At 63.1% G+C, this 12,826-nt stretch carries 12 protein-coding genes and 2 pseudogenes; 3 read left to right on the top strand and 11 right to left on the bottom strand.

The features are described from left to right. Positions 1 to 5 precede the first annotated feature (5 nt). Positions 6 to 1,292, top strand: a pseudogene (locus IPL75_11710) (citrate synthase). 35 nt (positions 1,293 to 1,327) lie between these two features. Next, the gene (locus IPL75_11715; protein MBK9240904.1) at positions 1,328 to 2,257 is read left to right on the top strand and encodes a M28 family peptidase; all 930 of its coding nucleotides are present in this window, start codon (positions 1,328 to 1,330) and stop codon (positions 2,255 to 2,257) included. A 192-nt stretch (positions 2,258 to 2,449) separates the two neighbouring features. On the opposite strand, the gene IPL75_11720 is transcribed toward IPL75_11715, so the two are convergent. After that, on the bottom strand, positions 2,450 to 3,154 hold the full coding sequence (locus tag IPL75_11720; GenBank protein MBK9240905.1) for a hypothetical protein: 705 nt from the start codon (positions 3,152 to 3,154) through the stop codon (positions 2,450 to 2,452). Continuing rightward, positions 3,151 to 3,531 (bottom strand): hypothetical protein, encoded by a 381-nt coding sequence (locus IPL75_11725; protein ID MBK9240906.1) that lies wholly within the window; start codon positions 3,529 to 3,531, stop codon positions 3,151 to 3,153. Before IPL75_11725 ends, IPL75_11720 begins: the two co-directional genes overlap by 4 nt. A 166-nt stretch (positions 3,532 to 3,697) precedes the next feature. Between IPL75_11725 and IPL75_11730 the strand changes: the two genes are divergently transcribed. Continuing rightward, the gene (locus IPL75_11730) at positions 3,698 to 4,741 is read left to right on the top strand and encodes an IS110 family transposase (GenBank protein MBK9240907.1); all 1,044 of its coding nucleotides are present in this window, start codon (positions 3,698 to 3,700) and stop codon (positions 4,739 to 4,741) included. 521 nt (positions 4,742 to 5,262) lie between these two features. On the opposite strand, the gene IPL75_11735 is transcribed toward IPL75_11730, so the two are convergent. The 9 genes and pseudogenes from IPL75_11735 to IPL75_11775 all read right to left on the bottom strand — a co-directional run bounded on the left by IPL75_11735 (position 5,263) and on the right by IPL75_11775 (position 12,803). Beyond that, a complete protein-coding gene (locus IPL75_11735; GenBank protein ID MBK9240908.1) occupies positions 5,263 to 6,042 on the bottom strand; it encodes a hypothetical protein in 780 nt (259 codons plus the stop codon). 21 nt (positions 6,043 to 6,063) lie between these two features. Continuing rightward, positions 6,064 to 6,609, bottom strand: a complete 546-nt coding sequence (locus tag IPL75_11740; protein MBK9240909.1) for a hypothetical protein — start codon at positions 6,607 to 6,609, stop codon at positions 6,064 to 6,066. A gap of 118 nt (positions 6,610 to 6,727) precedes the next feature. Then, positions 6,728 to 7,546, bottom strand: a complete 819-nt coding sequence (locus tag IPL75_11745; GenBank protein ID MBK9240910.1) for a hypothetical protein — start codon at positions 7,544 to 7,546, stop codon at positions 6,728 to 6,730. 613 nt (positions 7,547 to 8,159) lie between these two features. Then, complete coding sequence (locus IPL75_11750) at positions 8,160 to 8,453, bottom strand: hypothetical protein (protein ID MBK9240911.1); 294 nt, start codon at positions 8,451 to 8,453, stop codon at positions 8,160 to 8,162. Positions 8,454 to 8,958: 505 nt separating this feature from the next. Further along, the gene (locus IPL75_11755; GenBank protein MBK9240912.1) at positions 8,959 to 9,294 is read right to left on the bottom strand and encodes a hypothetical protein; all 336 of its coding nucleotides are present in this window, start codon (positions 9,292 to 9,294) and stop codon (positions 8,959 to 8,961) included. 111 nt (positions 9,295 to 9,405) lie between these two features. Beyond that, a pseudogene (locus IPL75_11760) lies at positions 9,406 to 10,616 on the bottom strand (2-isopropylmalate synthase). Beyond that, on the bottom strand, positions 10,616 to 10,873 hold the full coding sequence (locus tag IPL75_11765; GenBank protein MBK9240913.1) for a hypothetical protein: 258 nt from the start codon (positions 10,871 to 10,873) through the stop codon (positions 10,616 to 10,618). Before IPL75_11765 ends, IPL75_11760 begins: the two are co-directional and overlap by 1 nt. Further along, a complete protein-coding gene (locus tag IPL75_11770) occupies positions 10,870 to 12,510 on the bottom strand; it encodes a SpoIIE family protein phosphatase (protein MBK9240914.1) in 1,641 nt (546 codons plus the stop codon). Before IPL75_11770 ends, IPL75_11765 begins: the two co-directional genes overlap by 4 nt. Beyond that, the gene (locus IPL75_11775; protein ID MBK9240915.1) at positions 12,507 to 12,803 is read right to left on the bottom strand and encodes a hypothetical protein; all 297 of its coding nucleotides are present in this window, start codon (positions 12,801 to 12,803) and stop codon (positions 12,507 to 12,509) included. The genes IPL75_11770 and IPL75_11775 overlap by 4 nt, the downstream gene beginning before the upstream one ends. Positions 12,804 to 12,826 lie beyond the last annotated feature (23 nt).

The following is a 12,826-nucleotide window of genomic DNA, read 5'->3' on the forward strand; positions in this document are numbered from 1 at the left end:
TTTTTATGGCCGACACGCTCACCATCACCGACAACCGCACCGGCAAGCGATGCGAAGTTCCCATCGCTGAGGGCACCATCCGCGCGATGGACCTGAGGAAGATCAAGGCATCACCCGAAGACTTCGGGCTGATGACATATGACCCGGCGTTCCAGAACACCGCGTCCTGCCGCAGCAGCATCACGTTCATCGACGGCGACAAGGGCATCCTCGAATATCGCGGCTACCCCATCGACCAGCTCGCCGAGCACAGCTCCTACCTGGAGACGGCGTACCTGATTCTGTTTGGCGAACTGCCCACCACCCCGCAGCTCGATGCCTGGAGCCATGAGATCACGCTCCACACCATGCTGCACGAGAACATCAAGAAGTTCATGGACGGGTTTCAGCACGACGCCCACCCGATGGGCATCTTCCTCTCCACGGTCGGCGCGCTGTCCACCATTTATCCCGACGCCAAGGAAGTGGGCGACGCGGACGGAAGGCGGCTGCAGATCCTGCGCCTGATCGCCAAGGTGCCCAGCATTGCGACGTATGCCTTCCGGCACTCCATCGGGCGGCCCTACGTCTACCCCGACAACGACCTGAGCTTCACCGGCAACTTCCTGAACATGCTGTTCAAGATGACCGAGCTGAAATTACCGTCCGCACCCGGTGCTGGAGCGCGCGCTGGACGTGTTGTTCATCCTGCACGCCGACCACGAACAGAACTGCAGCACCAGCGCGATGCGCGGCATCGGCAGCTCGCAGGCCGACCCCTACTCCTCGCTCGCGGGCGCCGCGGCCGCGTTGTATGGCCCGCTGCACGGCGGCGCCAATGAAGCCGTCCTGCACATGCTCAAGGAAATCGGGTCGGTCAACAACGTGCCGGCGTTCATCAAACGCGTCAAGGGCGGCGAGGGCCGGCTGATGGGCTTCGGCCACCGCGTCTACAAGTCCTACGACCCCCGGGCCAGAATCATCAAGCAAACCGCCGACCTGGTCTTTGAGGTCACCGGACGCAACCCGCTGACCGACATCGCCCTGGAGCTCGAACGTATCGCCCTCGAGGACGAGTACGTTGTGAGCCGGAAGCTGCACTGAACGTGGATTTCTACTCGGGTCTGATTTACCAGGCGATGGGATTCCCGCTCGACATGTTCCCCGTGCTGTTTGCCATTCCGCGCACCGCGGGCTGGCTGGCCCAGTGGGACGAAATGCTGCGGGATTCCGACCAGAAGATCGCCCGCCCGCGTCAAATCTACATTGGCGCGAGCCGTCGCGACTACGTCCCGCGCGAGGCGCGCGGATAACCGGGGCGCTTGCCGCCCATCGCACAGGAGCCTGGATGCTGCTTCGTCTTCTCGGGTCGGTCGGCGTCATCAGTCTGGCAGCGGCCGCTGTCGTGGCCGCAGGACACGTGAGCGTGCCTGACCAGGCCAAGGGCCCAACATTCGACTCCGCGCGCTCCTGGGAGCATCTGAAGGCCATGGTGGACCTCGGCCCGCGGCCGTCGGGCTCGGCCGCGCTGCGCCAGACCCGGGCCTACATCACCCGCCAGGTCGCGGCGATGAACCTGACGGTCCAGGAACAGACATTTACCGCCACCACCCCGGCCGGGTCGGTGGAAATGACGAACCTGATCGTCACCCTTCCGGGTCAACGGACCGACCGCATCCTCTTCACCGGCCACTACGACACCAAGCTGTTCAAGGACTTCCGGTTTGTCGGCGCGAGTGACGGCGGCTCAAGCGGGGCTTTCCTTATCGAACTGCTGAGGTCACTGAAAGACCAGCCCCGCGAGTTCACCTACGAGTTCGTCTGGTTCGACGGCGAAGAGGCCGTGGCCGCCTGGGACCCGAACACCGACTCCACCTACGGCAGCCGCTTCTACGCACAGCAGGGTCGGAAGGCCGGCACCCTCTCGCAAATCAAGGCACTCATCCTGGTGGACATGATCGGCAGCAAGTCGCTGAAGATTGAGCGCGACAGCTACTCCGCCGGCTGGCTCAACGCCATTGTCTGGGCCACCGCCAAGCGGCTGGGCCATTCGTCGAAGTTCGTGGACGTGGACACCACGATCGAAGACGACCACCTGCACTTCGTGCGCGCCGGCATTCCGTCGATCGACCTGATTGACCTGAACAACTTCAACGCGCTCGGGCACTGGCATACGGCGAGCGACACGCTCGAAAACGTCTCTGCCGCGTCGCTCCAGGTCGTGGGCGACGTGCTCCTCGCCGCGCTCCCCGACATCGTCAACTACCTGCGGAAGTAGAAGGCGTCGGGGTCCTGGAGTCCAGAAGTCCCGGGGTCGCCAGCAACGCGGTTTCGCCGGACGACAGCCCCACGGGAACCATCAATGCGGCAGCGACATCATTGGGCGACAACATATTGCGTCCGGCTGACGCCAGCCGTCAGTCGCGCCGACGCCAAACATTTTACGCGTCGGCGCCGGCTGCACGGCGTGTTAGCTGGCCCCTATGCCACGACTACCACCGGGGCTTGACAAGTTCAGAGCATTGAATGCGCCGCGGGAATAACGAATAACTTCTAGTGCTTCGGAAGTCGATACCTCAAGTCCATGCACAGCGCGATTGCAGACGTCGATGACGTACCGCAAGGACTTCCAAGCCTCATCGGTCCCAACTTCGTGTCGCCGGAGCAGTTCGATGAGCCTCGATGCCCCTGGGCGTTCCGGCACCGCTAAATTGCGCTGCATCGCCAAATGTCGTAACCGCTGCTCGATTACCCGCCTGAGGTGTGCGAGTCCATCCCAAACGGCCCCATCGAGAACTTTATATTCGATCGCTAGGAGATCGGCGTCGGGCGAGGCATCTCGCGGGAAAAGATTGACGGGGGGCGGCGCGGGATCGACAGCGATCCGAACCCCATCCGCCTTGCCAACAAACTCCTCTACGCAAGCGAGAAACATATTCACTCGACGCCGCACTTTGTCGTTCTGTCCATATTCGGCGACGGAGAACTGGCCGACTGCGTTATCCAAGTAGTCACCGAGATCCGTCAGGGAGTCGGACGACAGAACACGCAGGAACTGTGCCTCCTCGGCGGACTGCAGCTTCTGCCTCGCTCGGTACCAAGTGAACAATTCCCTAAGCGCGACTGTGAAGAGACTGGTAAATGCTCCAGCCAGCAGACCAATGAGGTCGATCATTTCCGCTCCAGTTCCTGCCGGTACTTGTCAAGAAAGGGTGCGATCTTTCGAATTTCGCCGAGCAGGGACTGCGCCGCCAAGTAGGACCGATACGCACGGCCGGTCAGTATTAGCATGGTGATTCCAAGCACCGCCAAAGCAGCGGCTGCCACCATTGCGCCAAGAGCCCACCAGGCAGGAATCGTCTTGCCAAATTCTTCGCGGAAGTACCCTACTGCCAGAGGCACGAAAAGAGCGATTGCTGCCGCCAGAATCCACTTAACTAGTTCAAGTCGCCGCGCATGAGACCATTCGTACGCCTTCTCAAGTCGTGCCTCTGGATTCGGCACGCCCGAGGCGACAAGGTCGATTAAGTCGCGAATTGACAGCTTAACCATCGTATTCCTTGGGTCAGCGCCCGGCTTCAGCCGCGGCGGAATTGAATGCTCGCACCCTCCGCCGGCGGCTGCAAGCCGATGATTCTCATACAGCCCTCCTCCTGCTCCACCGTGACGGTAGGCTCGTAGCAGGGTGAATGCGCAGAGCGCGCAGAAGGAGGACCAAATGCGATTCTACAACCAGACACACGAGCACTATTGCGGGATCGATCTCCACGTGAAGACCATGTACGTGTGCATCCTCGATGCGGCCGGCAAGGTCTTGGTGCACCGGAACATGCCATCGACGCCGGAGGCGTTCCGCGACGTCGTCGCGCCCTATCGCCAGGGCCTGGTCGTCGCGGTCGAGTGCATGTTCACGTGGCACTGGCTGGCCGATGTCTGTGCGGACGACGGCATCGCGTTCGTGCTGGGGCACGCCCTGGCGATGAAGGCCATCCACGGCGGCAAGGCCAAGAACGACAAGATCGATTCCCACAAGATTGCCGTCCTGCTGCGAGGCGGCCTGCTGCCGCAAGCGTACGTCTACCCCGCCACGATGCGATCGACCCGCGACCTGCTTCGCCGGCGGCTCCACCTCGTGCGGAAGCGAGGCGAGCTCCTCGCGCACATTCAGAACACCCGCGCCCAATACAATCTGCCCGTGTTCGAGAAGCGCCTGGCCTACGCGGCCAATCGCGACGGAGTCCCGGACCACTTCCCGGATCCCAGCGTGCGCAAGAGTGTCGAGGTCGACCTGTCGCTGATCGATCATTACGATGAACTCATCACGGATCTGGAACTGACCATCGTCCGCGAAGCGAAGCGGCACGATGCCGACGCGTTTCACCGGTTGCGGTCCGTGCCGGGCATCGGCAAGATCCTCGCGCTGACCATCCTCTACGAGATTCATGACATCACGCGCTTCGACCGCGTGCAGGAGTTCGCCTCGTATGCCCGCCTGGTGAAGGGCCGCCACGAATCGGCGGGCAAAGTCGTCGGGGGTGGAGGCGCGAAGCAGGGCAATGTCCATCTCAAGTGGGCGTTTTCAGAAGCGGCCGTCACGTTTCTGCGTCAGAACCGGGAGGGCCAACGGCTCAAGGCGCGGCTCGAACGGCGCCACGGCAAGGGGAAAGCGCTCTCGATCCTCGCGCACAAGATCGGACGCGCGGTCTACTACATGCTCGCGCGCCACACCGTCTTCTCGATGGAGAAGTTCCTCGCGGCGTAGCGAGGCGAGGGTGGGACGAACCAGACGTCTAAGTGGAGCCACTCGGGACTGAGTCCCTCAGGATCGTGCACTCGTGCGTCCGAGCGCCGCCGCATGATCATGGACCCCAAGTCCGGCAGCCCCCGCCGATGATGAGACGCTCACCTTCGCCTCGCTGCATCGCGCGGCCCCGATTGCCGCGGCCCCTTCCCCGAGCCTGGAGATAACGGACGCACCGCACGGTGACGTCGCCCGTCATGAGGAGGCCGGTACAAGGGCACGACTGAGTTTCTAGGCCGCGAGCGCGCGCGCTCGCACTCCGCCACGCGGAGGCTGAGCCTCAATAGGTGTTGGGTGCCGTCGCAATCTGACGCACCAGTGTGAGAAACGAAGACCGCGACGACGGACGGCCGCGACCGTAACGACCTACTTCACTGGGACACGCGACGCACCCGGTGACGATACGGGTCTGTCGTCTTGACAACCGGAGGGCTGATAGGTGTTAGGTCGTCTTCCCAGCCTTCTGAGGGGCCCTGCCTTCGCTATCGCGCTTCCAACAGTTCGCCTAGGACCACCCGAACGAGATCCCGGAGGCGCAAAACTTCGTCGATATCGGTGGGCGTGTGGGTGGAGACCGAAGACCGTGTATAGACCGAACGAACAAACGTACCCAGCGCTTCATCGATGGCTGCAGTCGCATCTTCCGTGGTGGCTGCCGTCGCTTTCGATTGGCCACGATTCCGGAGCATGTACCGCACCTTCTGCTTCATCGTGGGGCCGTTTGTATTCGGTTCCTGTTTGTAGCCAGCCGCCCCCAACACGTCGTTGTCAGGCGCGAGATGGTCCAAAGTTTCTCGCAAGGCTTCACGGAGATCTGTTGCCGGTCCTCTCCAAGAGAGCCTCTCGCCCGCGGACAGGTCCAGAAGTGCCTGTTCGTACGACAGACCCGCGCTAGGAAGCAGCGCCCTCAGGGTAGTCACAATGCGAATGTCCTGGTTGTTTCGGTCGTCTCCGCCCTGCCTGCCCGCCCGAGCGACAATACCAGAATCCAAATGGATGAGGTGGCCCTTGGCTTGCCGGAGAAGGTCCCTGTATTTCTGGACACTTCCCTTCTTGTGGCACAGTGACAAGAGCGCCTGCATTGCTGCGTCCACCCCTTCGATATGCTGAGAAGTCGTTGGATCTCCTGCGACGGAGGGGCGCACCTCATTGAAATATCGTTCGACAATACCTCGCAAGGACTCGCGGGCCCTTGCTGAGTGCAGTTGGGGATTCTTGACTCGATTCAGCGCAGAGCGCTCCCTCTCCACGTCTGCAATCAACGACGTGACATGAGACGGCATCTATGCGGTCTCTGGCTTAGGGGGAAGGCTATGGGCAACCAAGTTGTAACCGACCGCGTTCAGCTTGTACTCGCCTCTGGCGGCAGAATCGAAATACCCAGAGCCTTTGGCATCTGGAAGAACCTGCGCCATGCGCTCGGGCAGCTTGAACTGAGCGTGCTTAAAGTACTTGTCAAGATCGGCAGATGAGACGGCATCTTTGCGCTCTCCGTCAGCAGCTAGTTCCTTGAGAAAAAAGGCTACGACGCAGGCCATCTCTTTCGCGCTGCGCGGCTTCTTCTCGTTGCGAAACGATCGGATATCCCCGCCTGATCGAGGGGATGCTAGAGGAGCGGGCGAGCTGGCCGGCGGCCGAGCCTGAACCGCCGCCCGCTCCTCTCGATTCGGTGAACCTGGCGGCTGCACCTGTCCTGTCGAGGCAACCGGAATCTTCAGGTGTGAGCAGGCGGTTGCCACAACGGTCGCGCGGGCGTCCCCATCAAGGGGTTCCAGCGCTGCGATGACCTTATCGATGGCCTGTCCGAGTGTCAGTTTCTGGTCTGCCATTGCGTGTCCTTCTCGAACCTCTAATCGACCTAACGCCAGCGTTCACCAGCGACGGCCCATCCTTGCACCGGCCGCCGTCGGTGCAACGCGATGTTAGACGGCAACATGACCAGTTTACTCAAAAGCCAAAAGGCGGCCCCGGCGCACCCTCACTCACCAAGAACCAGATTGCCATTGCAATCATGATCGGACCCTGGAGGAAGGTGAACCAGTCCGAGGGCCGCATCTTCTGACCTCTCCTACGCTTTCTGAGGATCATCCATGGCCCCATAACGGTCATGACTGCGCCAATCCCGCCCATCATGTACGTTGGAAGCTGACCCTGCCAAGTCAGTCTGCGCGAATACTGTTCGTCCGGAGTCGAAATCTGCCTCGCATATTCCAGTTGTACAAGTTGTGGCTGGCCTTCCAAGACAGCCCGCGCCTCCAGTTCAACAGCTTCGTTGCCAGCGTAGACCAGCTGCAGAACGCCACCATCGTTCTGCTCCAGGATGCTCCAACGTATCTCGACTTCTCCAGAAGCCATTCGGGACGAATCAAGCACAACCCCCGCAACATCGCGGCTAGTCTTTCTAATTCTGGCTTCAAGAATTCGCTCGCCGTTGCCAGTTCGAATGACGAGGGGGCTCAAGATCGCGCTGCCGCGGATAGGCCGTCGACCAGCGTTCCAAAATGCGATTTGTGTGGCGGTTATGTCGCTGCGCAGAACTTGCCCGTCGAACTGCACCGACAGACCTGATGCCTGACCGGTACGAACAACCGCGGCTTTCACGGGATGCACAAAATAAGTGAGCTCAGGGGTCTCGCTAGATGCCAGGAAGAAGTAGACAGAGAGACCGATGCTAATGATGCTGGCGACCGATCCTGCGATGCCAACCTCTGGCCGGCGGAAGAAATCCATGATTGCCGAGGAACCGCTGTCGTTCTCGTTGCTCATCTCAACTGACCTCGATGCCACTGCCGTCTAACTTCAATATGGGTGGAACGCGCCAATCGCAGACTGGCAACCTTGGCTGTCGGGCTTGGGCTCGGAACCACCCCCAACTCGCGGGCATTATCTGTCCCCATCTGGTCCCGGCGCAAATTCCTCTGCCCACGCGACTCGCCTCAGCTCAACACCACCTGAACACCGCATTGGCGCGTGCGCCAAGTTGACCCCGCCGACCGACTTGGGCGGAATGAGCTAATCGTCGATCCGCCCGACCGCCGTTGCCAGCTGTCAGCTGGCCCTCGTTGTGACTCGGACAGACACCAGGCATGCAGTTGTGTCTTGCGGTGGTCTGCTGATGCAGACTCCCCTGGCCGCCCGTGAGGGGACCGGGTGGAGCCGACTCGGAGTGTCGCGACACGCGTGAGCGCGAAACCGTCGCGAGGGGAGCGCGGCCTGCGAGGGCCGGCTCCGCCGTGTGCGGAGCGGCCCGTGGGCGAAAGGTCGCAGGCAGCGCGGACGCAGCGAACGGTTTCACGCGGCAGCTCCGCGGAGGCTCCACACGGTCCCCTCACGGGCAGCCAGGGTTCCACGGTCCATAGGGCGGACCGTATGTTTCGCCTTACGCGGATACGACGGCATGCGCCGGATAGACCTCGGGCTCGCCGTCGATTCCAATGGCCTTCATGATCGGCATCAGCACCTCACCAAACCGCTGAAATGCCTCCTCCGACTCCCACACATCGACGACCCGGAATCCGTTGGGGCCTTGCCCTGCCACATGAACGAGCAGCCCCTTGACCGGCCAATCAGCCAGCTTATCCATGCGCGAGCGGCCACCCGAGAGTAGCCGAACGGATTCTTCGTACGAGGCCTGGGTGAGAGTGGGCGACTGAAACACTGCGACAATGGCCATTGCAATCTCCTTTTAGGTTGGGGCGGACGATCAATTGCGAATTGCCGGCGGGCATTATGCTGCCCCACTGGTCCCGGCGCAACTTGCTGGTGTCTGCTGAGGAAGACCGCCCTGGCCGCACGTGAGGGGACCGTGTGGAGCCGACTCGGAGTGCCGCGACACGCGTGAGCGCGAAACCGTCGCGAAGGGAGCGCGGCCTGCAAGGGGCCGGCTCCGCCGTGTGCGGAGCGGCCCGTGGGCGATAGGTCGCAGGCCGCGCGGACGCAGCGAACGGTTTCACGCGGCAGCTCCGCGGAGGCTCCACACGGTCCCCTCACGGGCGGCCAGGGTTCCAGACTAAGACGGCGCGGCTGACCGCCTCTGCCAAGGCTACGGCGAGTCCGCCGAAGCGTTCGCGGAGGCGGAAGCCACGCCCTACGGACCGGGGAACGGCGCGGGAAGCTCCGCAAAAACAAGCGGCGACTGCAGGTGCAGCCGCCGCGAGTTTTCGTGAATTCGATCCGATCTACTTCAGGTGCTTGCTGACCAGCTTGGTCATCTCGAACATGTTGACCGTCGCCTTGCCACCGAACACGACCTTCAGCTTGTCGTCCGCCTTGATCATCCGCTTGTTCTTCTGGTCCTGCAGGCCGTTCTTCTTGATGTACGACCACAGACGCTTCGTCACCTCGGTGCGCGGAATCGGCTTGTCACCCACGACCGGCGCGAGGGCCGCACCGATGCTGACCGGACGCATGAACGCCGCGTTCGCCTTGCGCGCGGTCTTCTTCTTCGCCGCCGGCTTCTTCGCCTTCTTCACGATTTTCTTCGCGACTTTCTTTGCAGCCTTCTTCTTCGCCATCTCGTCTCCTTGGAAGACGCACAACGCGTCGCGGGTTAGTTTCGCACAATTGCGCTCATTTTCAGAGGAGAAAACGCATCCGTCCCCTCTGGGACGCGTCGGGGCGCCCTGCTACGGCTCGACGAGCGCTCGGATCTCTGCCTCGCCGAGCACGCTGGGCGCGTGTTTCGCCGCTGCGAAGATCCGCTCCACACGCCCCTCGGTGGCCTCGATACCGCGTCGCTCAAGCCAGTAGACGACGTTGGATTTGCCCGACATCGGCCCCACCTCGATGACCTGCTCGCGCCCCACGAGGCTGGCCGGCACGCCTGAGTAGACGGCATCCATCAGCTCTGCCTCATTCTTGCGGGCGGCCTTGATGACGGCGGCGGCGTGGACGCCGGTGGCCGTCCGGAAGGCGTCACGCCCCACCACCGGGTAGTTGGGCGGCATGGGCACCCCGCACGTGCGCGCCACCAGTTCGCAATACTCGCCCAGACGCAGGAGGCTGTCCTTCCGCTGGCCCATGAGCACCAGGTTCACCAGCAGCAGATCCATGGGTGTGTTCCCCACCCGTTCCCCGATACCCAGCGCTGCGCCGTGGAGGCGCGTGGCCCCCGCTTCCCAGGCCGCCAGCGAGTTGATCACGGCCAGATCGCGGTCACGGTGGCCATGCCAGTCGATGCCGACGCCACCCCCGCAGTCATCCACAATCGACTGCACAAACCGGACGACCGCAGCCGCGCCAGTGGGCGTGGCGTGCCCCACGGTGTCTGCGACACACACCCGCGTCGCCCCGGCCCGAATGGCCGCCGAGTAGAGCCGCCGGAGTGACTCGGGGTCGGCGCGCGTGGTGTCTTCGGTGACATACATCACCGACAGGCCCTCCTTCACCGCAAACCCCACGGCTTCCTCGGTGAGCGCGACGAGACGGTCGAGCGTCCAATCCTCCGCATACTGCCGGATGGGGCTGGACCCGATGAACGTGCAGCATTCAATCGAAAGGCCGACCCGCTGGGAGATTCGGGCGATCGGGATGATGTCGGCGAGCACGGTGCGCGCGGCGCAGTTGGCCTGCACCCGCAGTCCACTCGTCACGATTTCGCGCGCCAGCCGCTCGACATCGCCCGCCACCTGCGCCCCGGCGCCGGGCAACCCGATATCGGCGGTTTCGATCCCCAGCGAATCGATCAAGTGCAGGATGCGAATCTTGTCGTCAATTGAGGGCGTGGTCACCGACGGGGATTGCAACCCATCCCGCAACGTCTCATCGTCGAGCATTACGGGACGGTCCGGCGGGGCGGGGCCCCGACCTGGTTCCAGTCGTAAATCAGGGGGTGCATTACTTCCTCGCGCGCAGGGTGAGCAAACCTGCGCCAACAATCACGGCGGTCCAGGCCGACGCGCGAAGTGCGCCATCACGGACCGCGTCGCTCATCATCTCGGCCATGACCGGCTGGGGCCCGCGGCCCAGTTCCCACGCTGCCTCGCGGACGAGGTAATCACGCTGCGCAAGCACCACCCACTGGTCGAAGGCCGTATTCCACACGAGCACCGCCAGGCACAGCCAGAGCAGCAGCAGCGCGCGGGTGCGGGTCATGCCGCATCCGCGCCGCGATACCGGATGACCATCGCGGTGATGTCGTCTCCCTGCGCCGTGCCGTGGGTAAACTCGCTGACGGCGGCAAAGATGTGCGCGACCAGGTCTTCAGCGGTCGTCGAGGGCGCGGCCTGAATCGCGGCCAGCAGCCGATCGTCACCCAATTCGTCGCCTTCCGCGTTCATCGCCTCAGACACACCGTCGCTGAAGACCACCACGGTGTCGCCTGGCTGCAGCTTCAGGGTCTCCTGGCCGTACGGCGCGAACTCCAGGAGGCCCACCACCGGACCGCCGTCTTCGAGACGACGCACACCGGAGGGCCCCACCACAAAGGGCGGGTTGTGCCCGGCGTTGGTGTACGTGAGTGTGCCGTCCGAGCCGAGAATGCCGAACATCAGCGTGACGAAACGCGACTCGATCCCGCGCTTGCACAGCACCTGGTTCGCGATCGTGACGAGCTTCGCCGTCCCATCCACGCCAGTCACATGCGAGGCGAACATCCCCTGCATCAGCGCGCTCAGCAGCGCCGCGGGCGGGCCCTTGCCCGCCACATCGCCCAGGGTGAAACCCAGGGCCTTGCCGCCGAAGTCGAGGTAGTCAAAGAAGTCGCCGCCGATTGATCGACAGGCGATGGACGCCGCCGCCGCTTCGGCAAACCGCAGGTTCGCCAGCGGCTTCGGCATCAGCGCCTGCTGAATCTCGGCCGCGATCTTCATCTCGTGCTCCATCCGCGACTTCTCCACCTTCTCGCGGTAGAGCTGGGCGTTCTGGATGGCAGACGACGCCTCGGACGCCATGGTGGCCAGCGCCTTGCGCGTGGACGTGGACAGCAGCGTGCCCTTCTCACGGCTGTCGAGATACAACACGCCGATGCGGCGATCCTCGGTGTTGGCGTCGGCCGAGTCCACATACAACACGGCGTTGAGCGGCACGCAGACAACGTTGCGAATGCCGAGGGCCACCGTGCCCTGGTGCACGTCGGCCAGCGCGCCGTCGAGCAGGTCCGCCATCACCTGTGTCTGACCGAGGCGGAATACTTCCTCGGGAATTTTCCGGCTGATGCTGAACGTGGCGTCGTTGAGCGTGACCTTCCCGCGCCCTCGACCGAGTTTGAATTCCAGCACGTCACCCGCGCCGGCCAGCATGATGAACGCGCGTTCGGCTCCCGAGACTTCCACAGCCGCGTCAAGGACGAGCGTGAGCACTTCCTGGAGCACGCGGCCCGAGCCAAGCGATCGGAAGTCTTCGAGCAGCGCGGTAATCTGCCGCAGATCGTCTCGCGCCCCGGTCATCGAACGCGACGAGGCTGAGGTCGCGTCGCCGAAGTGGCACACCATGTCGGCGCCACCGCCCCTGCCAAGACGGATGCGATCGCCCGACTTCAGCGGCTGCGACGTGAGCGGCTGATCGTTGACCGACGTGCCGTATCTGGATTGCAGGTCCCGAATCGTCCACACCCCGTCGACGCGCTCGATCACGATGTGTTCACGCGACACTTCGCTGCCGCCAAGCCGGAGATCGTTGTTTTCACGACGGCCGATAGTGAAGGGCGAACTGTCAACGACCACGGTGCGCTCGCCTTGAGCGTCCGTGACTTCCAGTCTGAGGGGTTCGAGGGGGGGCTGTCCGGTGCTCATCTCCGAAGCATCTTACCGGAACCGGAGCCGCGAATCAGCCGAACCGTGACGTAGGTCACGACCGGCAGCGCCGCCCACGCCGCCCACCGCATCCAGGTGCCCTCCGGCGTCATCGGCACGAGCCAGGCACCAAGGGCGGTGATGACCACGGCGGCCAGGCCGACCGCCACCCGCGACCGCGGCCGCAGTCGCACCCGGGTAGCGACCTCCGGCTGTTCCATGGTCGCCATTCCGCACTTGTAACAGACGATGGCCTTGTCAGCGATGAGGGTTCCACACGATCGACACGTCACGCGAGATTCTCCGTTACGATACT

It is taken from the genome of Acidobacteriota bacterium (genome assembly GCA_016716905.1).
In the GTDB taxonomy this organism is placed as follows: Bacteria; Acidobacteriota; Vicinamibacteria; order Vicinamibacterales; family SCN-69-37; genus SYFT01.